Origin of the sequence: Rugamonas aquatica, assembly GCF_009380215.1 — a bacterium.
GTDB lineage: Bacteria > Pseudomonadota > Gammaproteobacteria > Burkholderiales > Burkholderiaceae_D > Rugamonas > Rugamonas aquatica_B.
In genome coordinates, this window is sequence record NZ_WHUG01000016.1 from 62,177 (window position 1) to 87,849 (window position 25,673).

General features: G+C 64.5%; 24 protein-coding genes. 13 read left to right on the forward strand and 11 right to left on the reverse strand.

All coding sequences use genetic code 11. The features are described 5' to 3' along the window. Positions 1–126 precede the first annotated feature (126 nt). Entirely contained in the window at positions 127–1,236 is a 1,110-nt protein-coding gene (recA, locus tag GEV02_RS27315; RefSeq protein ID WP_008452540.1) for a recombinase RecA, read from the reverse strand. Positions 1,237–1,409: 173 nt separating this feature from the next. Here recA and GEV02_RS27320 point away from each other — a divergent pair, with 173 nt between their 5' ends. From GEV02_RS27320 to GEV02_RS27345, 6 genes are all read left to right on the forward strand, one after another. Next, complete coding sequence (locus GEV02_RS27320; protein ID WP_008452542.1) at positions 1,410–2,090, forward strand: response regulator; 681 nt, start codon at positions 1,410–1,412, stop codon at positions 2,088–2,090. Then, positions 2,087–3,616: a sensor histidine kinase gene (locus GEV02_RS27325; protein WP_328595935.1), complete on the forward strand. Its 1,530-nt coding sequence runs from the start codon at positions 2,087–2,089 to the stop codon at positions 3,614–3,616. Before GEV02_RS27320 ends, GEV02_RS27325 begins: the two co-directional genes overlap by 4 nt. After that, positions 3,609–3,881 (forward strand): DUF4212 domain-containing protein, encoded by a 273-nt coding sequence (locus GEV02_RS27330; RefSeq protein WP_152841043.1) that lies wholly within the window; start codon positions 3,609–3,611, stop codon positions 3,879–3,881. The genes GEV02_RS27325 and GEV02_RS27330 overlap by 8 nt, the downstream gene beginning before the upstream one ends. Then, positions 3,878–5,932: a sodium:solute symporter family protein gene (locus tag GEV02_RS27335; protein ID WP_152841044.1), complete on the forward strand. Its 2,055-nt coding sequence runs from the start codon at positions 3,878–3,880 to the stop codon at positions 5,930–5,932. The genes GEV02_RS27330 and GEV02_RS27335 overlap by 4 nt, the downstream gene beginning before the upstream one ends. Positions 5,933–6,004: 72 nt before the next feature. Continuing rightward, on the forward strand, positions 6,005–8,014 hold the full coding sequence (locus tag GEV02_RS27340; protein ID WP_152841045.1) for a S9 family peptidase: 2,010 nt from the start codon (positions 6,005–6,007) through the stop codon (positions 8,012–8,014). A gap of 57 nt (positions 8,015–8,071) precedes the next feature. Beyond that, positions 8,072–9,286, forward strand: a complete 1,215-nt coding sequence (locus GEV02_RS27345; protein WP_152841046.1) for a 6-phosphofructokinase — start codon at positions 8,072–8,074, stop codon at positions 9,284–9,286. 7 nt (positions 9,287–9,293) lie between these two features. Here GEV02_RS27345 and GEV02_RS27350 read toward each other — a convergent pair whose 3' ends face one another. Further along, a complete protein-coding gene (locus GEV02_RS27350) occupies positions 9,294–9,776 on the reverse strand; it encodes a tetratricopeptide repeat protein (protein WP_152841047.1) in 483 nt (160 codons plus the stop codon). A 268-nt stretch (positions 9,777–10,044) separates the two neighbouring features. After that, a complete protein-coding gene (locus tag GEV02_RS27355) occupies positions 10,045–10,767 on the reverse strand; it encodes a sterol desaturase family protein (protein ID WP_152841048.1) in 723 nt (240 codons plus the stop codon). A 121-nt stretch (positions 10,768–10,888) separates the two neighbouring features. Between GEV02_RS27355 and GEV02_RS27360 the strand changes: the two genes are divergently transcribed. Then, a complete protein-coding gene (locus GEV02_RS27360) occupies positions 10,889–11,644 on the forward strand; it encodes a helix-turn-helix domain-containing protein (protein ID WP_152841049.1) in 756 nt (251 codons plus the stop codon). Here GEV02_RS27360 and GEV02_RS33050 read toward each other — a convergent pair. The 4 genes from GEV02_RS33050 to purM all read right to left on the reverse strand — a co-directional run bounded on the left by GEV02_RS33050 (position 11,641) and on the right by purM (position 14,562). Further along, positions 11,641–11,811, reverse strand: coding sequence for a hypothetical protein (locus GEV02_RS33050; RefSeq protein WP_174999372.1), 171 nt, complete (start codon positions 11,809–11,811; stop codon positions 11,641–11,643). The genes GEV02_RS27360 and GEV02_RS33050 overlap by 4 nt on opposite strands. Then, positions 11,801–12,208: a type VII toxin-antitoxin system MntA family adenylyltransferase antitoxin gene (gene mntA / locus GEV02_RS27365; protein ID WP_152841050.1), complete on the reverse strand. Its 408-nt coding sequence runs from the start codon at positions 12,206–12,208 to the stop codon at positions 11,801–11,803. Before mntA ends, GEV02_RS33050 begins: the two co-directional genes overlap by 11 nt. A gap of 37 nt (positions 12,209–12,245) precedes the next feature. Next, positions 12,246–13,445, reverse strand: a complete 1,200-nt coding sequence (locus GEV02_RS27370; protein WP_152841051.1) for an alkaline phosphatase family protein — start codon at positions 13,443–13,445, stop codon at positions 12,246–12,248. Positions 13,446–13,518: 73 nt separating this feature from the next. Next, positions 13,519–14,562: a phosphoribosylformylglycinamidine cyclo-ligase gene (gene purM / locus GEV02_RS27375; RefSeq protein ID WP_152841052.1), complete on the reverse strand. Its 1,044-nt coding sequence runs from the start codon at positions 14,560–14,562 to the stop codon at positions 13,519–13,521. Positions 14,563–14,723: 161 nt separating this feature from the next. On the opposite strand from purM, the gene GEV02_RS27380 reads away from it, so the two are divergent. The 6 genes from GEV02_RS27380 (at position 14,724) to panB (ending at position 20,103) form a co-directional block, all read left to right on the forward strand. Next, positions 14,724–15,812, forward strand: coding sequence for an AI-2E family transporter (locus tag GEV02_RS27380; RefSeq protein WP_152841053.1), 1,089 nt, complete (start codon positions 14,724–14,726; stop codon positions 15,810–15,812). 48 nt (positions 15,813–15,860) lie between these two features. Beyond that, the gene (gene hda / locus GEV02_RS27385) at positions 15,861–16,547 is read left to right on the forward strand and encodes a DnaA regulatory inactivator Hda (protein WP_152808761.1); all 687 of its coding nucleotides are present in this window, start codon (positions 15,861–15,863) and stop codon (positions 16,545–16,547) included. Positions 16,548–16,557: 10 nt separating this feature from the next. Beyond that, complete coding sequence (locus tag GEV02_RS27390) at positions 16,558–17,229, forward strand: histidinol-phosphatase (protein ID WP_070270993.1); 672 nt, start codon at positions 16,558–16,560, stop codon at positions 17,227–17,229. Then, positions 17,222–18,622, forward strand: coding sequence for a polynucleotide adenylyltransferase PcnB (pcnB, locus tag GEV02_RS27395; protein ID WP_152841054.1), 1,401 nt, complete (start codon positions 17,222–17,224; stop codon positions 18,620–18,622). Before GEV02_RS27390 ends, pcnB begins: the two co-directional genes overlap by 8 nt. Before the next feature lie 18 nt (positions 18,623–18,640). Then, the gene (folK, locus tag GEV02_RS27400; RefSeq protein WP_152841055.1) at positions 18,641–19,156 is read left to right on the forward strand and encodes a 2-amino-4-hydroxy-6-hydroxymethyldihydropteridine diphosphokinase; all 516 of its coding nucleotides are present in this window, start codon (positions 18,641–18,643) and stop codon (positions 19,154–19,156) included. Positions 19,157–19,251: 95 nt separating this feature from the next. Continuing rightward, positions 19,252–20,103 (forward strand): 3-methyl-2-oxobutanoate hydroxymethyltransferase, encoded by an 852-nt coding sequence (gene panB, locus GEV02_RS27405; protein WP_152808755.1) that lies wholly within the window; start codon positions 19,252–19,254, stop codon positions 20,101–20,103. Here the strand turns inward: panB and GEV02_RS27410 are convergent. Genes GEV02_RS27410 through GEV02_RS27425 form a run of 4 tightly spaced genes read right to left on the reverse strand, consistent with a single transcriptional unit; the run spans position 20,100 to position 25,659 of the window. Continuing rightward, the gene (locus GEV02_RS27410) at positions 20,100–21,461 is read right to left on the reverse strand and encodes an aspartate aminotransferase family protein (protein ID WP_152841056.1); all 1,362 of its coding nucleotides are present in this window, start codon (positions 21,459–21,461) and stop codon (positions 20,100–20,102) included. The two genes, panB and GEV02_RS27410, sit on opposite strands and share 4 nt — an antisense overlap. 2 nt (positions 21,462–21,463) lie before the next feature. After that, on the reverse strand, positions 21,464–22,801 hold the full coding sequence (locus tag GEV02_RS27415) for a glutamine synthetase family protein (RefSeq protein ID WP_152841057.1): 1,338 nt from the start codon (positions 22,799–22,801) through the stop codon (positions 21,464–21,466). Positions 22,802–22,810: 9 nt separating this feature from the next. Continuing rightward, on the reverse strand, positions 22,811–24,190 hold the full coding sequence (glnT, locus tag GEV02_RS27420; RefSeq protein ID WP_152841058.1) for a type III glutamate--ammonia ligase: 1,380 nt from the start codon (positions 24,188–24,190) through the stop codon (positions 22,811–22,813). Continuing rightward, positions 24,172–25,659, reverse strand: a complete 1,488-nt coding sequence (locus tag GEV02_RS27425; RefSeq protein ID WP_152841059.1) for an aldehyde dehydrogenase — start codon at positions 25,657–25,659, stop codon at positions 24,172–24,174. Before GEV02_RS27425 ends, glnT begins: the two co-directional genes overlap by 19 nt. Positions 25,660–25,673: the final 14 nt, after the last annotated feature.

A 25,673-nucleotide genomic window follows, 5' to 3' on the forward strand; every position in this document is an offset into this window, starting at 1 on the left:
CTCTGCACAATGAGAAAACCACCGGCTGAATGAACAGCGCGGTGGTCGATCCGTCACTCCCGCGCACGCGGGAGTCTATAGAACGCATGCTCAGCATGGATTCCCGCGTTCGCGGGAATGACCAGCTTACGCGGCGTCGGCCTTGTCGCCTTTGTCCGCCTTGTCGACGGATTTCAGCTTGACCACGGTGTCGCCCTTGTCGGCGGCCAGCGGCGGCAGTGCGCGCACGCCCAGCGATTCGCGGACCTTGTTTTCGATTTCCCACGCCAGCTCAGGACGCTCTTGCAGGAAGATGCGGGCGTTGTCCTTGCCCTGGCCGACGCGCTCGCCGTTGTAGCTGTACCAGGAACCGGATTTCTCGACGATCTTCGCTTCCACGCCCAGGTCCAGGATCTCGCCTTCGCGCGAGGTGCCGGCGCCGTACAGGATGTCGAAGTGCGCTTCCTTGAACGGCGGCGCGATCTTGTTCTTGACGACCTTGACCTTGGTTTCGTTACCGATCACCTCGTCGCCCGATTTGATCGAGCCGGTGCGGCGGATGTCCAGGCGCACGGAGGCGTAGAACTTCAGCGCGTTACCGCCGGTGGTGGTTTCCGGGCTGCCGAACATGACGCCGATCTTCATGCGGATCTGGTTGATGAAGATGACCAGGGTGTTGGTGCGGTTGATCGAACCGGTCAGCTTGCGCAGCGCCTGGGACATCAGACGGGCTTGCAGGCCCGGCAGCGAGTCGCCCATGTCGCCTTCGATCTCGGCGCGTGGGGTCAGCGCGGCGACGGAGTCGACCACGACCATGTCCACCGAGCCGGAGCGCACCAGCGCGTCGCAGATTTCCAGTGCCTGTTCGCCGGTGTCCGGCTGCGAAATCAGCAGCTCGTGCAGGTTGACGCCCAGTTTCTGCGCGTAGCCCACGTCCAGCGCGTGTTCGGCGTCGATGAAGGCGCAGGTGCCGCCCAGTTTTTGCATTTCCGCGATGGTTTGCAGCGTCAGCGTGGTTTTACCCGACGATTCCGGACCGTAGATTTCCACCACGCGGCCGCGCGGCAGGCCGCCGACGCCCAGGGCGATATCCAGACCCAGCGAACCGGTCGACACGACCTGTACGTCCTCGATCGGCGTGTTGGCGTCCATGCGCATTACGGAGCCTTTGCCGAATTGCTTTTCAATCTGGGCCAGCGCGGCAGCCAGCGCCTTAGCCTTTTCAGATGCAGGTACAACAGCTTTTTTATCGTCCATAATGTTCTTTCAACCAGTAGGTGGGTGCAAATTCGTCGGTACAGGCAGCACTGTATAAAAAAACAGTGCTTAATGCAAGCACGATTTTTAAACAATTTTTGAGACAGCACAAAAACTCGCCACCTTGCGGGAAATGAAACACAATACAAACTTCTGCAGCCGGAGTGTCTTACATGCGTATTTTACTTGCCGAGGATGACAGCGTACTGGCCGACGGCCTGACCCGCTCGCTGCGCCAGTCCGGTTATGCCATCGATTGCGTCAGCAACGGCCAGGAAGCCGACACCGCCCTGTCGACCCAGGAATTCGACCTGCTGATCCTCGACCTGGGCCTGCCCAAGCTGTCCGGGCTGGAAGTGCTGCGCCGCCTGCGCGCCCGCGCCTCGCTGCTGCCGGTGCTGATACTGACGGCGGCCGATTCGATCGAGCAGCGCGTCAACGGCCTCGACCTCGGCGCCGACGACTACATGGCCAAGCCCTTCGCGCTGTCCGAGCTGGAGGCGCGGGTGCGGGCGCTGACCCGGCGCGGCGCCGGCGGCGGCGCCACCGTGGTCAAGCATGGGCCGCTCAGCTACGACCAGGTCGGCCGCAGCGCCTACATCAACGAGCAGATGCTGGACCTGTCGGCGCGCGAACTGGGCCTGCTGGAAATCCTGCTGGCCCGCACCGGCCGCCTGGTCTCCAAAGAGCAATTGGTCGATCACCTGTGCGAATGGGGCGAGGAAGTCAGCAACAACGCGATCGAAGTCTATGTGCACCGGCTGCGCAAGAAGATCGAAGTCGGCGGCATCCGCATCGCCACCGTGCGCGGACTGGGCTACTGCCTGGAGAAATACTCGGACGCCGCCAAGTGATACCGCCGGCCGCACCGCAACCGCCGCCAGAACTGGAGCTGGACTACCAGCCGCCCGCGGCCGAGGCGGACGACGATATCCAGCACTCGCTGTTCGGCGAGATCCTCGACTGGATGCTGGCGCCGCTGCTGTTGCTGTGGCCGATGAGCATCGCCATCACCTACCTGGTCGCCAAGTCCATCGCCAACCAACCGTTCGACCATGCGCTGGAAGACAGCGTCACCGTGCTGGCGCAGCAGGTGCACGCGGTGGACGGCAAGGTCATCAAGGGCCTGTCCGGCCCGGCCCGCGACATCCTGCGCGCCGACGATGTCGACAGCGTCTACTTCCAGATCCAGGGCCCGCGCGGCGAGCACGTGGACGGCGACCGCGACCTGCCGCCGCCGGTCATCGACGAGGACGACAAGCAGCGCGCCAGCGTGCGCTTCCGCAACGACACCATGCACGGCACGCCGGTGCGCGTGGCCTACGCCTACGTGCGGCTGGAGCGCGCCGGCGGCGACGAACCGCAGCTGGCGCTGGTGCAGGTGGCCGAGACGCTGGAAAAACGCGGCCAGCTGGCCAACGCCATCATCAAGGGCGTGATCCTGCCGCAGTTCATCATCCTGCCCATCGTGCTGGCCCTGGTGTGGTTTGCGCTGGCGCGCGGCCTGTCGCCGCTGGCGCAATTGCAGGAACGGATACGCGCGCGCAGCTCGGACGACCTGAGCCCGATCGCGTCCAACCAGGTGCCGGAGGAAATCTCGCCGCTGGTCAATTCGCTCAACGACATGCTGGCGCGGCTGTCCTTGTCGATCGAGATGCAGAAACGCTTCATCGCCGACGCCGCGCACCAGATGCGCACGCCGCTGGCCGGCATGCGTATGCAGTCCGAGCTGGCGCTGCGCCAGACCGACAGCGGCGAAATCCACCGCTCGCTGGAACAGCTGGCCAAGAGTTCGGAGGCGGCCACCCGCCTGGTCAATCAACTGCTGGCCCTGGCCCGCGCCGAGAACCAGCCGCAGGCCGGCACCGCCATGCTGCCGCTGGAATTATCGGAGCTGGCGCGCAGCGCGGTGCAGGACTGGGTGCCGGCCTCGTTCGCCCAGCGCATCGACCTCGGCTACGAGGCGCCGGCCGCGCCGGTGCAGATCGTCGGCAATCCGACCATGTTGCGCGAACTGCTGTCCAACCTGATCGACAATGCGCTGCGCTACACGCCGGCCGGCGGCAGCGTCACCGTGCGGGTGCGCGCCGGCGACGAGCACAGCCTGCTGGAAGTCGAGGACACCGGGCCGGGCATCGCCCCGGCCGAGCGCGCGCAGGTGTTCGAGCGCTTCTACCGCATCCTCGGCAACAGCGCCGAGGGCAGCGGCCTGGGCCTGGCCATCGTGCGCGAGATCGCCCAGCAGCACGGCGCCGAAGTCGATATCTACAACAACCCGCGCGCGCAGCAGGCCAAACTGCCGGGCGCGCTGTTCCGGCTCAGCTTCCCGCTGCCGCCGCAAGCACAGGAAGAAGAAAGCGAACCGCCCTACTATGGCTAAGCCTCCGCTCACCCGCGTCCAGCACTGGCACAAGACGCGCCGCCTGACCGCCATCCTGCTGCTGGTCTGGCTGGCCACCGGCTTCTGCGCCGTCTTCTTCGCCCGCGAGCTGACCGGCTTGAGCGTGTTCGGCTGGCCGCTGTCGTTCTACCTGGCGGCGCAGGGCGCGTCGCTGGTCTACCTCGCCATCCTGGCCGTCTACGCGTGGCGCATGCGGCGCTACGACCGCGCCGCCGCGCCGAATTTGCCGGAAAAGCGCCCATGAGCACCCAGCGCGCCTTCTTCCGGCGCCTGAGCAGCTACTACCTGCTGTTCACGGCCGGCTTCGCCTGCTTCCTGGTCGCGCTTGCCGTGCTGGAGCAGGAAGGCATGTCGCGCGTCTGGATCGGCTACCTGTTCATGTTCGCCACCATCGTGCTGTACGCGTCGATCGGCGTGCTGGGCCGCACCTCCAATGTGCTTGAATACTATGTCGCCGGACGCCGGGTGCCGGCCATGTTCAACGGCATGGCCACCGCCGCCGACTGGATTTCCGCCGCCAGCTTCATCAGCCTGGCCGGCGGCCTGTATCTGCACGGCTTCGACGGTCTGGCCTACATCATGGGCTGGACCGGCGGCTACTGCCTGGTGGCGCTGCTGATCGCGCCGTATCTGCGCAAGTTCAGCCAGTACACCATCCCCGATTTCCTGGCCGCCCGCTACGGCGGCGGCCACGGCGACAACCGCGGCGGCCGCGCCGTGCGCATCCTGGCGGTGGCCGCCACCATCATCGTCTCCTTCACCTACGTGGTGGCGCAGATCTACGCGGTCGGGCTGATCGCCTCGCGCTTCACCGGCGTCGATTTCTCGGTCGGCATCTTCCTCGGTCTGGCCAGCATCCTGGTGTGCTCCTTCCTCGGCGGCATGCGCGCCATCACCTGGACCCAGGTGGCGCAATACATCATCATCCTGGTGGCCTTCCTGATGCCGGCGGTCTGGCTGTCCGGCAAGCACAGCGACAACCCCATCCCGCAGGTCGCCTACGGCAAGCTGCTGCCCAAGCTCAGCGCACGCGAACAGGTGCTGCAAAACGATCCGCGTGAAGCCGAAGTACGCGCCATCTTCCGCCAGCGCGCCGACGACTACGAAGCCCGCATCCGCAAGTTGCCGGTGTCGTGGGAAGCGGGCCGCATCGAAGTGCAGCACAAGCTCGACAGCGTCAAGCTGCGCAACGCCTCGCTGCTGGACATCCGCAACGCCGAGCGCGCATTGATCGCCTATCCGAAGAACGCCGACGAGGCGGCGCGCACTTGGGCCGAGGCGCGCGCGCAAAACCTGGCGCGCGCCGAACCGATCACGCCGCACGCCACGCCCTACCCCGGCGACAAGGAAACCTCGGACATCAAGCGCAACAACTTCCTGGCGCTGGTGTTCTGCCTGATGATGGGCACGGCCGCGCTGCCGCACATCCTGATGCGCGCCTACACCACGCCGTCGGTGCACGAGACGCGCGTGTCGGTGTTCTGGACGCTGTTCTTCATCCTGCTGATCTACCTGACCATCCCGGCGCTGGCGGTGCTGGTCAAGTACGACATCTACAGCGCGCTGGTCGGCAGCGACTATGCCCACCTGCCGAACTGGGTGTCGTACTGGGCCAATGTGGACAAGCTCAATCCGCTGTTCAGCATCAGCGACATCAACCACGATGGCGTGGTGCAGCTGGCCGAGATCACCATCGACGCCGACGTGCTGGTGCTGGCCACGCCGGAGATCGCCGGCCTGCCCTACGTGGTGTCCGGCCTGGTGGCGGCGGGCGGCCTGGCCGCCGCGCTGTCGACCGCCGACGGCCTGCTGCTGGCCATCTCCAACGCGCTGTCGCACGACGTCTACTACAAGATCGTCGACCGCGCCGCCTCGACCCAGAAGCGGGTGACGATCTCCAAGCTGCTGCTGCTGGGCGTGGCCTTCATCGCCGCCTACGCGGCTTCGCAAAAGCCGGGCGACATCCTGTCGCTGGTGGGCGCGGCCTTCTCGCTGGCGGCCTCGACGCTGTTCCCGGCGCTGGTGCTGGGCGTGTTCTGGAAGCGCGCCAACCACCAGGGCGCGCTGGCCGGCATGACGGCCGGCTTCATCGTCTGCCTGTACTACATGTTGCACACCAACCCCATCCTGGGCGGCAGCGCGGCCGGCCAGTGGCTGCACATCGCGCCCATGTCGGCCGGCATCTTCGGCGTGCCGGCCGGACTGCTGACGATGATCGCGGTCAGCCTGCTCACGCCGGCGCCCGACCGCCAGACCGCCGCGCTGGTCGACTACATCCGCGCGCCGGAACTTTAGGATACACAGCGAGTGTGGCGGATTTAACAACTTGATGCTATTGTCCGGTGATACGCTACTCTGAATCCACCTATGACACTCCGCACCATTCTGTTGCTGGCCTGCGCCCTGGTCCAGGCTTGCTCCGCCGCCCAGGCGGCCGACGCGCCGCCGGCCCGGCCCAAGGTCGAAGATTTCTTCAGCAATCCCGAATTCAGCGCCGCGCTGCTGTCGCCCAGCGGCAAATACCTGGCCGTGAAAGTCGGCGCCAAGGACCAGCGCGACCGCCTGGCCGTGGTCGAGCTGGGCCCGAACACGGTCAAGGTGGTGGGCAACTTCAGCGACGCCGACATCGGCAGATTCCAGTGGATCAATGACCAGCGCCTGGCCTTCAGCGCCGCCGACCGCACGCTGGCCCAGGGCGACCAGCGCTACGCGCCCGGCCTGTACGCGATCAACCGCGACGGCACCGACTTCCGCCAGCTGGCGACGCGCAGCGGCATGCCCTTCATCACCAGCGGCCTGAGCAGCGTGGCAACGCGCGAACTGCTGCCCTGGCACACCTATATGCTGGACCAGGACGGGCCGCAGAATTCCGAATTCATGTACGTGCTCAACAGCAGCTTCAGCGGTCCCGGCCAGGTGGACCGTATCGACCTGCTGCGCATCAACACCATGACCGGCCGCGTGGCGACCACCATCGCCCGTCCCGGCGACAGCATGAGCTGGCTGCTGGACCACAAGGGCGAACCGCGCCTGACGATGACCTCGAAAGACCGCACCAGCGAGATCTATTACCGCGATCCGGCCAACAACGAATGGCGCCGGCTGACCGCGTTCGACAGCTACACCGGCGGCAAGGGCGCGTTCACGCCGCTGGCGTTCGGGCCGGACGGCACGCTGTACGTCATCATCAACCGCAACAGCAACATCACCTCGATACACAGCTACAACTTCGCCACCAACAAGATTTCCGACGACCCGGTGGTGACGCTGGACGGCTACGACTTCAGCGGCCACCTGATCATGGACCAGCACAAGATACTCGGCGTGCGCTACCTGACCGACGCCGCCGGCACCGTCTGGTTCGACGCGGCGATGAAGGCCATGCAGGAAAAGATAGACACCATGCTGCCCAACACCATCAATCTGCTGACGCCGCCGACGCGGCCGGAAGCGCCATGGGTGCTGGTCCAGTCCTTCAGCGACGTGTGGCCGTCGCGCACCTTCCTGTACAACCGCGACACCCAGCAATTGAGCATGGTCGGCGCCAGCCATCCGAGCATCAGCCCGACGCAGATGGCGCACAAGACCATGGTGCGCTACAAGGCGCGCGACGGCCTGGAGATTCCGGCCTGGCTGACCGTGCCGCAGGGCGGCGGCAAGAACCTGCCGATGGTGGTGCTGGTGCATGGCGGCCCCTACGTCCGCGGCGGCGACCTGGCGTGGGAGCCGGAGGCGCAGTTCCTGGCCTCGCGCGGCTACGCCGTGCTGGAGCCGGAATATCGCGGCAGCAAGGGCTTCGGCGTGCGACACTACCTGGCCGGCTGGAAGCAATGGGGCTTGAAGATGCAGGACGATATCGCCGACGGCACGCGCTGGGCCATCGAACAGGGCACGGCCGATCCCAAGCGCATCTGCATCGCCGGCGCCAGCTACGGCGGCTATGCCACGCTGATGGGACTGATCAACGATCCCGGCCTGTACCAGTGCGGCATCGACTGGCTGGGCGTCACCGACATCAACCTGATGCACGACGGCCACTGGGCCTATGTGTCGGACTTTTCGGACGGCTGGCGCCAGTACGGCATGGCGGCGCTGGTCGGCGATCCGGTCAAGGATGCGGAACAGCTGAAGGCCACCTCGCCGCTGCTGCAGGCGGCGCGCATCAAGCAGCCGCTGCTGCTGGCCTACGGCGGCGCCGACATGCGCGTGCCGCTGCCGCATGGCACCAAGTTCTACAAGGCGGTCAAGGAAACCAATCCCAACGTCGAGTGGATAGAGTACCCGGACGAGGGCCACGGCTGGGCCTTGCCCAAGACCCGCTACGACTTCTGGAACCGGGTCGAGAAATTCCTCGACAAGAATATCGGCGCGCGCTGAAAGTCGCGCTATAGTCTCGGTGCAGCAAACCGGTTCAACCACCACGGAGGAGCGCGCATGTCGTCGGGAAAAATTCTGGTCGCACAGGGAGGCGGTCCGACCGCCGTCATCAACCAGTCGCTGGCGGGCGTGGTGCTGGAAGCGCGCCGCTTCCGCGACGTCAGCCGCGTCTACGGCGCGCTGCACGGCGTGCGCGGCATCATCAACGAAGACCTGGTCGACCTGACCTGCGAGACCAGCCACAACCTGGAGCTGGTGGCGGCCACGCCATCGTCGGCGCTGGGTTCCACGCGCGACAAGCCGGACCTGCCGTATTGCGAAGAGATCTTCAAGGTGCTGCGCGCGCATGAGATCGAGCAGTTCTACTACATCGGCGGCAACGATTCATCGGACACGGTGCGCATCGTCAGCGAGCAGGCGCAGCAGGCCGGCTATCCGCTGCGCTGCATCCACATCCCCAAGACCATAGACAACGACCTGGTCGGCAGCGACCACACGCCGGGCTTCCCGTCGGCCGCGCGCTTTGTCGCGCAAGCGTTCGCCGGCGCCAACCTGGACAATGCCGCGCTGCCGGGCGTGTACGTGGGCGTGGTGATGGGCCGCCACGCCGGCTTCCTGACCGCCGCCGCCGCGCTGGGCAAGAAGTTCCCGGACGACGGCCCGCACCTGATCTATCTGCCGGAGCGGGTGTTCTCGCTGGAGCAGTTCCTGGCCGATGTCAAGGCCACTTATGCGCGCTATGGGCGCTGCGTGATCGCCGTGTCGGAAGGCATCCATGACGCATCGGGCGAAGCGATCGCCAGCCTGCTGGCCAAGGAAGTCGAGCGCGACGCGCACGGCAATGTGCAGCTGTCGGGCACCGGCGCGCTGGCCGATCTGCTGTGCGACGAGATCAAGGCCAAGCTGGGCATCAAGCGCGTGCGCGGCGACACCTTCGGCTATCTACAGCGCTCGTTCATCGGCTGCGTGTCGGACGTGGACCAGCGCGAGGCGCGCGAAGTCGGCGAGAAGGCGGTGCAGTTCGCCATGTGGGGCGGGCGCGACGGCTCGGTAGCGATCAAGCGCACCGGCTTCTACTCGGTCGACTATGAGTTGATGGCCTTGGCCGACGTGGCCGGCAAGACGCGCGTGATGGAGGACGAGTTCATCAGCGCCAGCGGCACCGACGTCACCGACGCCTTCCGCCTGTACCTGCGCCCGCTGCTGGGCTCCGGCATGCCCGACGCCTTCCGCCTGCGGCCGGCGCCGGTGGAGAAAATACTGAAGAAATAGCAGAGAATCAGATATGGTGCGGAGGCGCTGAATTCCGTATGAATTCCATCGCGCCTTCCACCTGCTCGTTTGCCGCGTCCTGGATCAACTGCCAGCCCAACTGCGATTTTTTGTGGTCCCCGTGAGAGCCGTAGTAGAGATTACGACCGTGTTCATATTTCGCTTTGGGATAACCGAGCTTGGCCGCGCACTCAAAAAAATGGGCTGCCTTGAACTCATCCTGACGAACCAGATCGCCAAGATCGTAGCAAACGCCGAGTGCATATAAAGCTGGCGCATAGCCCAGTTCGGCAGACTTCTCCAACAAGCGCAGACTGCGTTCTTCAAATTGCGCAACCGACTCGGCGTCGGGCATGCTGAAGGTGGAAAATAAAAACAACGCCTCAGGATCGGCATGCTCCACCAAGGGGCCGAGGAGCTGGGACGCCTCGGCAATATCACCGAGGTCGAGTGCCAAGCGTGCCTTAGCCAGTATTTGCGCGCTATCCATGAGGAATAACCCTGTCGCCCCTTAGGGCCGGATATGGGACATGGCTGGCTGCCGTCTTTGCGAATGGCGGTCGATTGCCGGGGGCTTTAGCTACCCAAAGCGCTAAACCCTTGGAGTATTTATAGTGCTTGCCCTGTTCCCTGTCAAACGATAGAACAGCAACCGACCATGCAAGATAATCCGGCCACGCAGCATGTCCCGAAGACCGGATATTGAAACGTATCGAAGATTACGGCGACTTCAAGGCAGACGGAAACGCGATACGCCGCTACTCATCCGCATGCACATCGCGATACGCGAGCATAGCAAGCAGGCGTTCCTCCTTGTCCGGATCGAAGCCGCAGCTGGCTTCGAAGCGGGCCGGATTTTCGTAGGTGCCGAACAGCATGTCCCACCAGACGATATCGCCGTAGTTGTTGCGGTGGCGGCCGTGCTGGTGGTGGATGCGGTGCATCTCCGGCCGCTGGAAGAAGTAGCCTATCCAGCGCGGCGTACGCACGCTGGTGTGATAGAAGAACTCGCCCAGCGCCGTGCACAGCGTGTAGACCGCGCCCGCTTCCGGCGACAATCCCAGCAGCGTGTACACCAGCAGACTGCCCAGCACCGAGTTGACCAGCATTTCGCCCGGATGCTTGTAGAACGAGGTGATCACCTCGATGCGCTGCGGGCTGTGGTGAATCTGATGGAAGATGCGCCACAGCCAGTCCGACTCATGACGCCAGCGGTGCCACCAGTAAAACACGAAGGTGGCAATGAAATAGGCCAGCAATCCGCCCGCCGCCGGATGCAGAAAGTGCGACAGGTGGAACACCGAGGCCGCCGACAGCCAGCGCTCCCAGCTCACGCCCGCCAGCAGCACTATGCCCAACTGCGCCGCGTTGACCAGCAACACCCGCAGCGGCCAGGTCCGCACGCGCGGCAGTGCCCAGCCGGGCCGCAGCCGCTCCAGCACAAAACATCCGCCAAACACCAGCAGTATCACGCCCAACATGTCGTTCTCCTTGATTGATGAGAAAGACTGGAGTCTGCCAGCAAGTAGCCAAAATAAATACATTGCCGTTACCAACAACGTCATTTAAGCTTTGAAGTATCAATTTTCGATACTTTTCACCATGTCCCAGACCCAGCACCTGATCGCCACGCTGAAGCGCCTGCTGAAGGCCGACGGCATCACCTACGCCCGCGTCGCCGCCCACTTGCAGCTCAGCGAAGCCACAGTCAAGCGGCAGTTCTCGCTGCAGAGCTTTTCACTGCAAACGCTGGAAGCAATCTGCGACCTGCTGCACATGGAATTGGCCGAACTGGTACAGGCCGCCGCGCAGAGCCAGGCTACGCTGCGCAGCCTGAGCGCGACGCAGGAAAAAGAACTGGTGGCCGATCCCGGCCGACTGTTGACAGCGGTCTGCGTGCTCAACCACTGGAGCGCCGCGCGCATTGTCGAGACCTACCGGATCAGCGAAGCCAAGTGCGTCGGCTACCTGGTGCAACTGGACCGTTTGGGATTGATACACCTGATGCCAGAAAACCGCGTCAAGCTGCGTATCGCACGTGACTTCGCCTGGTTGCCGGACGGCCCGATCCAACGCTTCTTCCAGGACCGCATTCAATCCGACTTCCTCAACGGCCGCTTCGACCAGCCAGGCCAGCAGCTGCGCTTTCAGCACGCGATGCTGACGGCAGAGGCCAGCGCGCGTCTGCAACAACGCATGCAGCGCCTGCTGCGCGAGTTCGCCGAACTGCACGAAGACAGCAAATCCGCACCCGACGCCCAACGCTACGGCACCAGCCTGCTGATGGCGGTCAAGCCATGGGAACCGCAAGCCTTCGAAGCCCTGCGCCGCCAGCCCGATGCACGGCCGTTCGCCTAAACGTCGTGCAGCGCGGCTTCGCACGCTCGCTGAATATTCAAGATCGCGGCGTCCTGCCGCGTATGATCCGCACCGAACGTGGCAGGATTTTTGAGATACTCCTCGCGAGCACGGGCCACGCAGCGCTCTATCGTGGCCGCCTTGTTAAGGATGACGTCATCGGCCATACACGCGCCCCTCACGTTCAATGTCTTCCAGCAGGCCGGCGCGGGCCGTATCCAGATCCGTCTTTTGACTCAGGATCGCACATTCGTACAAGGAGGCCTGCACGTCCTTGTTCCACAGACGAGAGCCGGTGGTAATCACCTGGTACTGCAAGACCGTCGATGCGGCACGTAGGTCGATCAAATCGACGTCGCAGCCGACCAACCCGGCCAGCGATTGCGCCAGCTCCCACGTCGCCAACGGCTCCAGCTTGCCCTCAACCAGCACCGCAAGATCAAGGTCGCTGTCGCCGCACGCCTGCTCCGTTGCTCGATTGCCGAACAGGTAGACGGCCAGCAGCCCGGGCAAGCGCAGGCGCAATGCGGACACGATCTCCGGTTCAGAAATATTCGCACCCATTGCCACTCCTGCATTCAGTGTGTGGCTAAAGCTTACACTATGGCGCGAGCGCCGGCAGCAGCGGCATAATGTCGCCGTCGGATGGCAGGGGCTTCAACTCCAGCAACCGCATCAGCAACGGGTAAACATCAACATTGTCGAACGCCGGCAGCACCACACCCGGCTTGATGGCCGGGCCGGCGGCGATGAAGATGGCGCTCATCTCCGGCGCGGCGTTGTCGTAGCCGTGCGCGCCGCCTCTCACCATCGTCTTGTCGTTGAACGCCAGCAGCCAGCCGGTTTCGGCCAGGCAGATAAAGGCCGGCACGCGCGCGTTCCGTCCATACGCCAGCCGCGCCGGGATCTCGCCCTTGCGCCAGCACTGCATATGCTCATGCGGCTTGAGCAGCGCCGCCGCCAGTTGCTCTTCGTGTCCCGCCACCGGCTCCAGCCCCGCATACGATCCGCTGGCCACCTTGTTGTAGCTGCCCTCCGGCAGCAGCCGGTCCATGCGCACCACGCGCTCGGCGCTGGTCGGCGCCATGCCGTGATCGGAGACGATGACGATGTTGGCATCCACGCGGCGCTTGGCCAAGCCATCCAGCAAGCGCCCGATGCTCTCGTCGACGCGCGCCACCGCCCGCGTGGTTTGGCCGGCATCCGGGCCGAAGGTGTGGCCGGCGTGATCGACATCATCCAGGTACAGCGTGGCGAAGCCGAGCGGCTCCCCCTTCGCCCGCCCCAGCCACGACAGCAGCCGGTCGACCCGCACCACGGCCGGATGCTTGCCGTCGAACGGCGGCGCCACGGTCGGCCGCACGCCATGAATGGCCGCCTCGGACCCCGGCCAGAACAGCGTGCCGGCACGGATGCGGTGCAGCTCGGCCGTCACCCACACCGGCTCGGCCTGGTCCCACCAGCGGCGGTCGGTGACGGCCGCCTCGTTATCCAGACTGAAGCGCACGCCGGGGATGGCCGCGTCGTCCATATTGTTGCCCACCACCCCGTGATGGTCGGGACGCAGCCCCGTCACCAGCGTGTAGTGGTTAGGGAAGGTCAGCGACGGAAACGACGGCCGCATCGCCACCGCCCGCGCGCCGCTGGCCGCCAGACGGTTCAGATTGGGCGTGACGCCGCGCTCCAGGTAATCGGGACGCATGCCGTCGATCGATACCAGTATCGTCAACGGCGCCGCCGTGGCGCAGCAGCTCGCGGCCAGCAGCAACAGGCCGGCCAGTTGTTTCAGGCTTGATGTCATCGTTCAGGGTCCAGGCATAAAAAAAGCGGACGACGCCAAGGGCGTGGTCCGCTTTTTGGAAAGTGCTTATCGTTTAAACGACGATGGTCTGGTGCTCGTCACCCATGCGGGCGCGGATCGCGCCGATGGTGTAGACCGTCTCGCCGGCCGCTTCCAGCTGGGCGATGGCGGCTGCCGCGTTTTCTTTCGATACGATGACGGTCATGCCGATGCCGCAGTTGAACACGCGGTGCATTTCAGCGTCGGCCACGCCGCCGTGCTGTTGCAGCCAGGTGAACAGCGGAGGCATGGTCCACGATTTGCCGTCCAGCTCAGCCACCAGGCCAGGCTGCAGCACGCGAGGAATGTTCTCGACCAGGCCGCCGCCGGTGATGTGCACCATGCCTTTGACTTCCATCGAAGCCATCAGCGCCAGCAATGGCTTGACGTAGATGCGGGTCGGCTGCATCAGCACGTCCGACAGCTTGCGGCCGTGGAAGTCGCCTTCCAGGTCCGGCTTGGCCACTTCGATGATCTTGCGCACCAGCGAGTAACCGTTGGAATGCACGCCCGACGACGCCAGGCCCAGGATCACGTCGCCCGGCACGATCTTGGTGCCGTCGATGATTTTCGATTTTTCCACGGCGCCGACCGCGAAACCGGCCAGGTCGTATTCACCGGCCGGGTACATGGACGGCATTTCCGCCGTTTCGCCGCCGATCAGCGCGCAACCGGCTTGTTCGCAACCCTGGGCGATGCCCTTGATGACGTCGGTCGCGGTGGCCACGTCCAGCTTGCCGCAGGCGAAGTAGTCGAGGAAGAACAGCGGCTCGGCGCCCTGCACCAGGATGTCGTTGACGCTCATCGCGACCAGATCGATGCCGACCGTGTCGTGGCGGTTCAGCTCGAACGCCAGTTTCAGCTTGGTACCCACGCCGTCGGTACCGGAAACCAGGACGGGCTCCTTGTACTTCTTGCTGATCTCGAACATCGCGCCGAAACCGCCCAAGCCGCCCATCACGCCTTCGCGCATGGTGCGCTTGGCAAAAGGCTTGATCGCTTCGACTAAAGCGTCACCTGCGTCGATATCGACGCCGGCGTCACGGTAGGACAGGGAAACATTAGAAGTTTGGCTCATGGTGTATTTCGCAGCGGAGGCGGTAAAATAGAAGGCGGAGACCTGTTTCGTAGCAAAAAGCCACGAAAATGCAGAAAAAGCAGCACAACAACCCGGTCAATCCGCTATTTTATCAAAATGCCCCGTCCAACAGCCGTTTTTAACCATCTAAATCACACTCCATGCCATTTCCCCTCTCGGTAGAGCAAAAGCAAACGGCATTCTGGGTAGCGGTTTGGGCAGCATTCTTCCTCTTGTTGGTCACGCTGGGACCGGTGCTGACGCCCTTCCTGGCCGCCGCCATCCTCGCCTACGCATTGAACCCGGGCGTCGACTTCCTCGACCATCTGCGCGTCGGCCGCCTGAAAATGCGCGTGCCACGCCCGCTGGCCGTGCTGGTGGTGGTGGTGCTGTTCTTCGCCGCCATCGCCGCGCTGGTGCTGATCGTGGTGCCGGTGCTGCAAAAAGAAATCCCGATGCTGCAGGCGCAGATCCCCGCCTTCCTGGCCAAGGCCAACGACCTGCTCGGCCCCAAGCTGCAGGAAATGGGCGTCAAGGTGCGCCTCGACAGCGACGGCATCAAGAAGCTCGTATCACAGCAGATGGCAACCAGCGGCGACGAGATCTGGAGCGCCGTGCTCAATTCGGCGCGCGTCGGCGGCACCGCGGTGTTGGGCTGGATCGCCACGCTGGTGCTGATTCCGGTGGTGCTGTTCTACCTGCTGCTGGACTGGCACCCGATGCTGGCCCGTATCGCCGGCTGCGTGCCGCGCCGCTGGATAGGCGCCACGATGGACATGGCCAACGAGGTCGACACCCTGCTGGCCCAGTACCTGCGCGGCCAGCTGCTGGTGATGTTCGTGCTGGCCGTCTACTACTCGGTGGCGCTGGCCATCGCCGGCTTCGACGTCGCGCTGCCGGTCGGTATCATCACCGGCCTGCTGGTGTTCATCCCCTACCTGGGCTTCGGCCTGGGCTTGGTGCTGGCGCTGATTTCGGCGGTGCTGCAATTCTCCGACTGGAGCGGCGTGGTGGCGGTGGCCGTGATCTACGGCGCCGGCCAGGTGATCGAGGGCTTTTTCCTCACGCCGCGCCTGGTGGGCGAGCGCATCGGCCTCAATCCGCTGGCCGTGATCTTCGCTTTATTGGCCTTCGGCCAGCTGTTCGGCTTTGTCGGCGTGCTGCTGGCGTTGCCCGCTTCGGCCGTGCTGATGGTGGCATTTAAGCATCTGCGCCGCCACTACCTGAGCAGCAGCTTCTATAATGCGTGACGTGGAACAGAAAAACGTTATGCAAAAGATCACAATCAGGCGAACGCCATGAAACAACTGGTGCTCGATTTAGGCGCAGACCAGGCGCACAGCCTCGCATCGTTCGAGGTGGGACAGAATGCCGAAGCGGCAGCGCTGATGGCGCAGTTCGCCGACCGCACGTCGCGCGAGCACTTCGCCTACCTGTGGGGCGCGGGCGGCGTCGGCAAGACCCATCTGCTGAAAGCCCTGGCCAGCGCCGGCAGCGAGGCCGAACAACTGCGCGCGCGCTACATCTCGCCGTTTTCCATCGAGTCCGAATTCGTCTACTCGCCGGAGGTGGACCTGTACCTGCTCGACGACTGCGAAAAGCTGTCGCCGCTGGCGCAGATCGACGCCTTCGCGCTGTTCAATGAAATCCGCGCCAACAACGCCTTCATGGTGTGCAGCGGCGCCGTCGCGCCGGCCGTGCTGCCGGTGCGCGAAGACCTGCGCACCCGCATGGGCTGGGGCCTGATCTACCAGATCCACGGCCTGACCGACGACGAAAAGGTGGCCGCGCTGAGCGCCGCCGCCACCGCACGCGGCTTGACGCTGTCGCCGGGCGTGATACCCTACTTGCTGTCCCATTTTCAGCGCGACATGCGGTCGCTGTCGACCATGCTGGACTCGCTGGACCAGTATTCCCTCGAAACCCAACGCCCGATCACCCTGCCGCTGCTGCGCGAGTGGTTGCAGGCGGAAGCTAAAGAATAAAGACGCCTGCATGAACTTAGCCTTATTTGACCTCGACCACACGCTGCTGCCGATCGACTCCGACTACGAGTGGGGGCAGTTCCTGGTGCGCATCGGCGCCGTGGACGCCGCCGAATTCGCCCGCCGCAACGACGAGTTCTTCGCCCAGTACCAGGCCGGCACGCTGGACCCGGTGGAATACCTGGAGTTCTCGCTCGGCACCCTGGCCTCGTTCCCGCAGGACCGCCTGAAAGCCATGCAGCAGCAGTACATGGCCGAAGTGGTACAGCCGGCGATCCGCCCGGCCGCCCGCGCGCTGCTGCAAAAGCACATCGACGCCGGCGACCTGGTGGCCATCGTCACCGCCACCAACCACTTCGTCACCGCGCCGATCGCCAAGGCGCTGGGCGTGGAGCACCTGATCGCGGCCATGCCGGAAGTAGACGCCGACGGCAAGCTGACCGGAAAACTGGTCGGCACGCCAACCCAGGGCGCGGGCAAGATCACCCACACCAAGGCTTGGCTGGCGAAGATGGACAAGACGCTGGAAGACTTCGACACCGTCCACTTCTACAGCGACTCGCACAACGACCTGCCGCTGATGTCCATCGTCAGCCATCCGGTGGCGACCAACCCCAACGCCGCACTGAAAACGCACGCCACAGCCCAAGGCTGGCCATTAATTGACCTATTCAATGATTAAGAAACTGATCCGCAAAATCCTCGGCACCAAAAGCAAGGCGCGCGACACCAGCACGCCGGTGGTACTCGGCCCCGACGCCCACGGCATCGACCCGCGCCTGCTGTCGTCGAACGCGGTGCGCGTCACCAGCACCCTGCAGGAAGCCGGCTACGAAGCCTTCGTCGTCGGCGGCGCCGTGCGCGACCTGCTGCTGGGCGTGAAGCCGAAAGACTTCGACATCGCCACCAACGCCACGCCGGAGCAGGTCAAGCGCCTGTTCCGCCGCGCCTTCATCATCGGCAAGCGATTCCAGATCGTGCACGTGATGTTCGGCCAGGATTTGCTGGAAGTGACCACCTTCCGCGGCACCACGCTGGACAACGCGCCGAAGGATGAACATGGCCGCGTCCTGCGCGACAACACCTTCGGCTCGCAGGCGGAAGACGCGGTGCGCCGCGACTTCACCATCAACGCCATGTACTACAACCCGGCCAACCAGCAGGTGCTGGACTACCACGGCGGCATCGAAGACATCCGCGCCAAGACGCTGCGCATCATCGGCCAGCCGGAAGCGCGCTACCGCGAAGACCCGGTGCGTATGCTGCGCGTGGTGCGCTTCGCCGCCAAGCTCAAATTCACCATCGAACCGAATACCGGCGCGCCTATCTCCGTGATGGCGTCGTTGATCGACAACGTGCCCGCCGCGCGCGTGTTCGACGAAATGCTCAAGCTTCTGATGAGCGGCCAGGCGCTGGCCTGCCTGCAGCAGCTGCGCAAGGAAGGCCTGCATCACGGCCTGCTGCCGCTGCTGGACGTGGTGCTGGAACAGCCGCTGGGCGCCAAGTTCGTGACGCTGGCGCTGGACTCGACCGATGCCCGCATCCACGCCGGCAAGACCGTATCGCCGGGCTTCCTGTTTGCGTCGCTGCTGTGGCACCAGGTGCTGGAGAAGTGGACCGCCTACCGCGCCTCGGGCGAGCAAACCATCCCCGCGCTGCACCTGGCGGCCGACGACGTGCTCGATTCGCAGACCGAGAAGCTGGCCTTGCAGCGCAAGATCGGCTCCGACATGCGCGACATCTGGTCGATGCAGCCACGCTTCGAACGCCGCACCGGCAAGTCGCCGCACAAGCTGCTGGAGCACCTGCGCTTCCGCGCCGGCTACGACTTCCTGCTGCTGCGCTGCGCCTCGGGCGAGATCGACGCCGAGTTGGGCGAATGGTGGACCGCGTTCTACGAAGGCGACGAAGCCACCCGCGAAGACCTGATCGCATCGGCCAACCAGCCGGCCGGTTCCGGCGGCGCCAAGCGCAAACGCGCACCGCGTCGCGGTGGCCGCAGCAAGGGCGGCGCTGAAGGCGGCAACGCTGGCGGCAATGCCGGCGGTTCCGGCGGCGACGGCGGCGCGGAATAAGCTGCGCCCTGACGCATCATGAGCATCATCGGCACACCAGGTGAAGACGGCTTCGCCTTCACCATCGCCTACATCGGCATCGGCGCCAACCTGGGCGACGCGCGCGGCAACGTGGCCGATGCGCTGGAGCGCCTGCAACGCCTGCCCGGCTGCACGCTGATGGCGGCGTCGGGCCTGTACCGCACCGCGCCCATCGATTCGAGCGGCGACGACTACATCAACGCCGTGGCCCGCATCGCCACCACGCTGGACGCCGAAGCGCTGCTGCAGGCGCTGCACGGCATCGAGCAGGCGCATGGACGCGAGCGGCCCTACCGCAACGCCCCACGCACGCTGGACCTGGACCTGCTGCTGTACGGCGACCAGCAGATTGCCAGCGCCACGCTGACCGTGCCGCATCCGCGCATGACCGAGCGCGCCTTCGTGCTGGTGCCGCTGCTGGAACTGGCGCCGGCCATCCACATTCCCGGCAAGGGCGCGGCGCAGGATTATGCCGCCTCGGTAGCCGATCAGGGCATCAGCCCCATTATTTGACTCCCCTGCACGCGATAGCATTCAGGACTACACTATCGCCGTGTCATCACATCTTTAAAGGATTTCCCATGTCTGGTTATTTGCAAGGAAACGAAATGGCCGCGAGCCAAAAGCCTGCCGCCACCACCGCACCTGCACCGGCCAAAGCGGTCGCCAACAAGGCAGTCACCATCCCCACGCTGGCGAACCTGCGCGCGGCCGGTGAAAAGATCACCATGCTGACCTGCTACGATGCCAGCTTCGCCTCGCTGATGGACCGCTGCGGCGTCGAGATCCTGCTGATCGGCGATTCGCTGGGCATGGTCTGCAACGGCCACCAGTCCACGCTGCCGGTGACGGTGGCCGAAGTGGCCTACCACACCGCCGCCGTCGCGCGCGGCAGCAAGTCGGCGATGATCGTCGCCGACTTGCCGTTCGGCGCCTACGCCACGCCGGAGAGCGCGTTCAACAACGCCGTGCAGCTGATCCAGGCGGGCGCGCACATGGTCAAGCTGGAAGGCGGCGCATGGCTGGCCGACACGGTACGCTTCCTGACCGAGCGCTCGGTGCCGGTCTGCGCCCACCTCGGCCTGACGCCGCAATCGGTGCATCAGCTGGGCGGCTACAAGGTGCAAGGCAAGACCATCGAAAGCGCCGACCTGCTGAAAGCGGACGCGCTGAAACTGCAGGCAGCCGGCGCCTCGCTGCTGGTGCTTGAAGCGATTCCTACGCAGCTGGGCAAGGAAGTCACCGACCTGCTGGCGATACCGACGATCGGCATCGGCGCGGGTCCGGACTGCTCGGGCCAGGTGCTGGTGATGCACGATCTGCTGGGCGTCTTCCCAGGCCGCAAAGCGCGCTTCGTGAAGAACTTCATGGAAGGCCAGACCAGCATCGACGCCGCCGTCACCGCCTACGTCACCGCCGTCAAGGACGGCAGCTTCCCGGCGCTGGAGCACTGCTTCTAAACGAACTGTCTGACGCAGTCTTCAAACGCGGCCAATAGCTGCTTGATGTCGTTGTCGCTGGTATCCGGGCACACCAACAGCATGTTGTGGAACGGTGTGATCAGCAGGCCGCGGTTGAGCAGGTAAAGGTGGATGATCTGTTCCAGCTCGCTGTCCAGTATCGATTGCGCTTGCGTGCCATTTTGCGGTGGCGTCGGCGTGAACTGGAACTCGGTGCGGGCGCCGATTTGGGTGACGCACCATGGCAGCTTGTGGTGCGCGATCACTGCCCGCAAACCTTCCGCCAATTGGGCCGCCAGCGCAAACATGTGCTGGTAGGCCTGCTCCGCCATCACCTGCTCCAGATTGGCGCGCATCGCGGCCATGGCGAACATGTTGGCGCTCAGCGTGGTGCCGATGCCTGAATGACCCGGTGGCGCATCGCGCTTTGCCTTCTCCACGCGCCGCGCCAGCTCCTCCGTAAATCCATAGACTGCGCAAGGAATGCCGCCGCCAATTGGCTTGCCAACCACCAGCGCGTCCGGCTGCATGCCGTGCGCCTGTGCGTATCCTCCGGGGCCGCTGCTGATGGTGTGCGTCTCGTCGATCACCAGCAGGCTGCCGTGGCGCTTGATGAGCTGCTGCGCGGCCTCCCAGTAGCCCGGCTGCGGCAGCACCATGCCGATGTTGGTCATCACCGGTTCGGCCAGCACGCAGGCGATGTCTCCCTGCCCCAGCGCAGCCTCCAGCGCCGGCAGGTCGTTGAACTCCACCACCACCGTATGATCCGTCAGCTTGTGCACCTGCCCCAGCAGACTGTCGCGCTGCGTCGGCACGCCGTCCACCAGATCGACAAACACATCGTCCACCGTACCGTGATAGCAGCCGTTGAAGACCAGCACCTTGCTGCGGCCCGTCGCAGCGCGCAGCCAGCGCAGCACGAAGCGGTTGGCGTCCGATGCGGACAATGCGAACTGCCAGTACGGCAGGCCGAAACGCCGCGCCAGCTCTGCCGCCACCGGCGCGGCGTCTTCCGACGGCAGCATGGCAGTGTAGCCACGTGCAGCCTGGCGCGCGATGGCCTGCGCCACCGGCGGCGGCGCGTGGCCGAACATGGCGCCGGTGTCGCCGAGGCAGAAGTCGATGTATTCGTGGCCATCCGCATCGCGGAAGCGGACGCCGGATGCCTCGCGCACCGTCAGCGCGAACGGCGTGGACCAGTCGTTCATCCAGTGCATCGGCACGCCGAACAGCAGATGCTGCGCGGCCTGCCCCGCCAGCCGCGCCGACTCGGGATTGCGCGCGATGTAGCTGGTGCGTTCGGCGGCAGCCAGCGCTTGCACGCGCGGCCAGTTCAATCCGTCGCGGGTGCCGGCCATGGTTACACCAGCAGCATCAGATGCTCGCGCTCCCACGAGCTGATTACGCGGCTGTAGGTGGCGAATTCCAGTTCCTTCACTTCGCAGAAGGCCTGTACGAACAGCTCTCCCAGGATATCGCTCAAGGGCTTGCATTCGCGCAGGCGCAGAATGGCGTCCTCCAGATTGCGCGGCAGCTGGTCATGCACATGCTCGGCGCTATCGGCGGTCGGCGGCGAAGGCGTCAAACCTTGCGTCATGCCGAGATAGCCGCAGGCCAGCGTGGCGGCCATCGCCAGATAGGGATTGACGTCCACGCCCGGCACCCGGTTCTCCACACGCCGGTTCAGCGGTGCGGAGTTCGGAATGCGGATGCCGCAGGTACGGTTGTCGTAACCCCAGTGCACATTGGTCGGCGCCGACATGAAGCGCGACAGGCGGCGATACGAATTCACATGCGGCGCAAACAGCAGCGTGGCCGCCGCCGCATACTGCTCCAGTCCCGCGATATAGTTGAAGAACAAGGCGCTGGCTTCGCCATCGGCGCGGCTGAAGATGTTCTCGCCGGTCGCGGTATCGAGCACGCTCTGGTGGATGTGCATCGCGCTGCCGGGCTCCGTCTCCATCGGCTTGGCCATGAAGGTGGCGAAGATCCCGTGCCGCAGCGCCGTCTCCCGCACCGCGCGCTTGAAGAGGAAGACGCGGTCGGCCAGCTCCAGCGCCTCGCCGTGCGTGAAGTTGATTTCCATCTGGCCCGCTCCCGCTTCGTGTATCAGCGTCTCCACGCCCAGCTCATGCTGTTTGCAGAAGGTGGACAGCTCCAGAAAGAAAGGATCGAAGTCGTTCACGGCGTCGATGGAATATGACTGACGGCCGGATTCCGTCTTGCCGCTGCGGCCCAGCGGTGGCGTCAGCGGCTCGTGCGGATTGCTGCTGCGGGCGACCAGATAAAACTCCATCTCCGGCGCCACCACCGGCTGCCAGCCGCGCTCCGCATACAGCTTGAGCACCTTGCGCAACACCGCGCGCGGCGACAGGCCGACCGGCGAGCCATCGAAGTTCTGGCAATCGTGGATCACCAGCGCGACGTTCTCCGCTGCCCACGGCACCTGCCGCAGCGTGGCCAGGTCCGGCACGCAGATCATGTCGGGATCAGTAGCGCCGGTATAGGGAAGATTGTTAGGCTGCTCGCCGTTGACGGTGTTGAGCAGCACGCTCTTGGGCAAGCGCATCTCGCCCTCGCTGAGGAAGAGATCCTTGGGCAGTATCTTGCCACGGGCGATGCCGGTCATGTCGGCGATCACGCACTCCACTTCGTGAATATTGCGGTCGCGTAGAAAGTCCTTCATGGCCTGGCTCATCGCTTGCTCCTAAAAGCGGTCGAGATAGCGTCTGGTCTCCCAGGCGCTGACGTGTTGACTGTATTCGATCCATTCAGCGCTCTTCAGCGCCACAAACTCGTTGACGATATCCGTACCCAGTGCTGCGGCCAGCACCGCGTCGGCCTTCAGCGCAGCGGCGGCCTCGCCGAGATTCTGCGGCAGCAGCTTCAATCCCAGCTCCGCCCGCGCCGCATCGGACATTTCGTACACATCCTGATTGATCGGCTCACCGGCGGCCAGCGCCCGGTCGATGCCATCCAGTCCCGCAGCAATCACACCGGCCAGCGCCAGATAGGGATTGGCCGAACTATCCGGCAGCCTCCACTCGATGCGCTGGTAGACCACCCGCGCCACCGTGGTGCGGTTGTTGTCGCCATAGCCGATAAAGGCCGGCGCCCAACTAGTGCCAGACAGCGACTGCCCGCACATTAATCGTTTATACGAATTGACCGTCGGCGCGCACAGCGCTGCCAAGGCCGGGGCGTGATGCAGCAGGCCCGCCATGAAGTGATAGGCCAGCGATGACAGGCCGAGATCGCGCCCGCCCGGCTCCGTCTCTTCACCCAGTGCGAACAGCGGCTTGCCGGCGACGTTCGCCAGCGACAGATGGAAATGCAGCCCGCTGCCCGGACGGTCGGCAAACGGCTTGGGCATCATCGAGAACAGCATGCCCTCCTCTTCGGCGATATGCTGCGCCGCCATCTTGAAGAGCATGAAGTTGTCCGCCGCCTTGAGCGCGTCGGCGTACTTGTAGTTGACTTCGAACTGGCCGGTCGCATCCTCGTGGTCGATCTGGAAAACGCCCAGTCCACACTGATCCAGCGACGTAGTCAGCTTCTCGATGAAGCCGCGCCGGCGCAACAGGCTCTTGGTGTCGTAGGATGGTTTTTCCAGCGTGTCGGCTGCTTCGGCGTCATAGCCGTCGGCACCTTTTTGCAGCAGGAAGAACTCCGGTTCCAGACCCGCGTTCAAGGTCCAGCCGCGCTGCGCCAGCCGCTCGACCTGCTTGCGCAATACCTGGCGCGGGCAGGCGTCGAAAGGCACGCCCGCCACATGGCCATCCAGCACCACGCGCGCGTAGCCCGGCAGCCACGGCATGATCTTCAAGGTGGAGAGATCGGCGCGGCCATAGTATTCCGAACGCGGACCGGTACGCGGCAAGCCCGTGCCCCAGATCGACGGGCCCGAAAATCCAGCCCCCGGAGAGACGATATCGTCCAGATGCGCCAGCGGTATCAGCTTGCCCTTGGCCGCACCGTGGATGTCCGTGAACTGCGCGAACACGAAACGCACGCCTTTCGCAGCCAGCTCGCGCTGCGATTCTTCCGTCGAGCGAGCCGCCGTACTGTCTAGCCGATTTGTATCCATGTAGTTTTCAGCTCGGTGTATTTATCGAAAGCGTGCAGCGATTTGTCGCGGCCATTACCGGACTGCTTGTAGCCGCCGAACGGCACGGTGATGTCGTCGCCGTCGTACTGGTTCACATGCACGGTGCCTGCCCGCAGCGCACGCGCCGTCTGGATCGCCTTGCTGATATCGGCAGTCCACACGGCGGCCTGCAAGCCGTACGGCGTGGAGTTGGCCTGCTTGACGGCATCCTTCACGTCGGTAAAGCTCAGCACCGACAGCACCGGCCCGAAGATCTCTTCGCGCGCGATGGTCATGCTGCTGTCGACCTGGTCGAACAGCGTCGGCTCGACGTAGAAGCCGCCAGTATCGGTGCGCGCCTGGCGGCCGCCGGACAGCAGCTTGGCGCCGCCCGACTGGCCGGCTTCGATATAGCCCATCACCGTCTTCAATTGCGTCGCATCGACGATGGCGCCCATGACAGTGTTCTCGTCCAGCGGATCGCCCGGCTGGAAGCTCGGCATCATCGCCATCGCCTTTTCGAGGAATTGGTCCTTGATCGACGCTTCAACGAACAGGCGCGAAGGCGCGTTGCAGCTCTCGCCCTGGTTGAAGTAGATGGAACCAATCGCCGCCTGTACCGCCTTGTCCAGATCGGGACAATCGGCGCAGACGATGTTGGCGGACTTGCCGCCCAACTCAGTCCATGCCCGCTTCAAATTCGATTGTCCGGCCATCTGCAAAATCTGCTTGCCGACGCGGGTGGAGCCTGTGAAGCCGATGCAGTCCACATCCATGTGCAGTGCCAGCGCGGCGCCGGCCTCGTGGCCATAACCCGGCAGCACATTGAACACGCCCGGCGGAATGCCCGCCTCCAGCGCGATCTCCGCCAGCCGCAGCGCCGTCAACGGCGATTTCTCGGACGGCTTGAGCACCACGCTATTCCCGGCTGCCAGCGCCGGCGCGATCTTCCACGCGGCCATAATCATCGGATAATTCCAAGGCACGATGGCCGCCACCACGCCGACCGCCTCGCGCGTAATCAGCGCCAGGCTGTTGGCCGCCGTCGGTGCGATCTCGTCGTAGATCTTGTCGATCGCCTCGCCATACCAGCGCAGGCAGTTGGCGGTTGCGCCCACGTCCACGCTCTGGCTGTATTTGATCGGTTTACCCATGTCCAGCGTTTCAAGCAGCGCCAACTCCGGGCCGTACTTTTGCACCAGGTCCGCAAACTTGATCAGCGTGCGCTTGCGCTGCGCCGGCGACTTGCCGGCCCAGCGACGGTCTTCGAATGCAGCGCGTGCGGCGGCAACCGCCACGTCGACATCGGCGCCATCGCAGCGCGCCACCATGCCCAGCTTGCGGCCGTCGATCGGCGACAGGTTCTCGAACTGCTGTTCCGATTTTGCCGAGACGCGCTCGCCGCCGATAAAGGCGCGGCCGTCGATCTGCAGGCTGCTCGCCCGTTCATGCCATGATGTTGTAGTCATATGCGTCTCCAATT

Excerpts from the sequence above, each read along its gene's own strand:
- panB (WP_152808755.1), top strand. The coding sequence starts at position 19,252 with ATGGCCGCGAGCCAAAAGCCTGCCGCCACCACCGCACCTGCACCGGCC.
- GEV02_RS27340 (WP_152841045.1), top strand. The coding sequence starts at position 6,005 with ATGACACTCCGCACCATTCTGTTGCTGGCCTGCGCCCTGGTCCAGGCT.
- GEV02_RS27335 (WP_152841044.1), top strand. The coding sequence starts at position 3,878 with ATGAGCACCCAGCGCGCCTTCTTCCGGCGCCTGAGCAGCTACTACCTG.
- glnT (WP_152841058.1), bottom strand. The coding sequence starts at position 24,190 with ATGGATACAAATCGGCTAGACAGTACGGCGGCTCGCTCGACGGAAGAA.
- recA (WP_008452540.1), bottom strand. The coding sequence starts at position 1,236 with ATGGACGATAAAAAAGCTGTTGTACCTGCATCTGAAAAGGCTAAGGCG.
- GEV02_RS33050 (WP_174999372.1), bottom strand. The coding sequence starts at position 11,811 with ATGGCCGATGACGTCATCCTTAACAAGGCGGCCACGATAGAGCGCTGC.
- GEV02_RS27350 (WP_152841047.1), bottom strand. The coding sequence starts at position 9,776 with ATGGATAGCGCGCAAATACTGGCTAAGGCACGCTTGGCACTCGACCTC.
- pcnB (WP_152841054.1), top strand. The coding sequence starts at position 17,222 with ATGATTAAGAAACTGATCCGCAAAATCCTCGGCACCAAAAGCAAGGCG.
- GEV02_RS27410 (WP_152841056.1), bottom strand. The coding sequence starts at position 21,461 with ATGGCCGGCACCCGCGACGGATTGAACTGGCCGCGCGTGCAAGCGCTG.
- GEV02_RS27355 (WP_152841048.1), bottom strand. The coding sequence starts at position 10,767 with ATGTTGGGCGTGATACTGCTGGTGTTTGGCGGATGTTTTGTGCTGGAG.
- GEV02_RS27390 (WP_070270993.1), top strand. The coding sequence starts at position 16,558 with ATGAACTTAGCCTTATTTGACCTCGACCACACGCTGCTGCCGATCGAC.
- GEV02_RS27320 (WP_008452542.1), top strand. The coding sequence starts at position 1,410 with ATGCGTATTTTACTTGCCGAGGATGACAGCGTACTGGCCGACGGCCTG.
- GEV02_RS27345 (WP_152841046.1), top strand. The coding sequence starts at position 8,072 with ATGTCGTCGGGAAAAATTCTGGTCGCACAGGGAGGCGGTCCGACCGCC.
- purM (WP_152841052.1), bottom strand. The coding sequence starts at position 14,562 with ATGAGCCAAACTTCTAATGTTTCCCTGTCCTACCGTGACGCCGGCGTC.
- GEV02_RS27415 (WP_152841057.1), bottom strand. The coding sequence starts at position 22,801 with ATGAGCCAGGCCATGAAGGACTTTCTACGCGACCGCAATATTCACGAA.
- GEV02_RS27330 (WP_152841043.1), top strand. The coding sequence starts at position 3,609 with ATGGCTAAGCCTCCGCTCACCCGCGTCCAGCACTGGCACAAGACGCGC.
- folK (WP_152841055.1), top strand. The coding sequence starts at position 18,641 with ATGAGCATCATCGGCACACCAGGTGAAGACGGCTTCGCCTTCACCATC.
- GEV02_RS27370 (WP_152841051.1), bottom strand. The coding sequence starts at position 13,445 with ATGACATCAAGCCTGAAACAACTGGCCGGCCTGTTGCTGCTGGCCGCG.
- mntA (WP_152841050.1), bottom strand. The coding sequence starts at position 12,208 with ATGGGTGCGAATATTTCTGAACCGGAGATCGTGTCCGCATTGCGCCTG.
- GEV02_RS27360 (WP_152841049.1), top strand. The coding sequence starts at position 10,889 with ATGTCCCAGACCCAGCACCTGATCGCCACGCTGAAGCGCCTGCTGAAG.
- hda (WP_152808761.1), top strand. The coding sequence starts at position 15,861 with ATGAAACAACTGGTGCTCGATTTAGGCGCAGACCAGGCGCACAGCCTC.
- GEV02_RS27425 (WP_152841059.1), bottom strand. The coding sequence starts at position 25,659 with ATGACTACAACATCATGGCATGAACGGGCGAGCAGCCTGCAGATCGAC.
- GEV02_RS27380 (WP_152841053.1), top strand. The coding sequence starts at position 14,724 with ATGCCATTTCCCCTCTCGGTAGAGCAAAAGCAAACGGCATTCTGGGTA.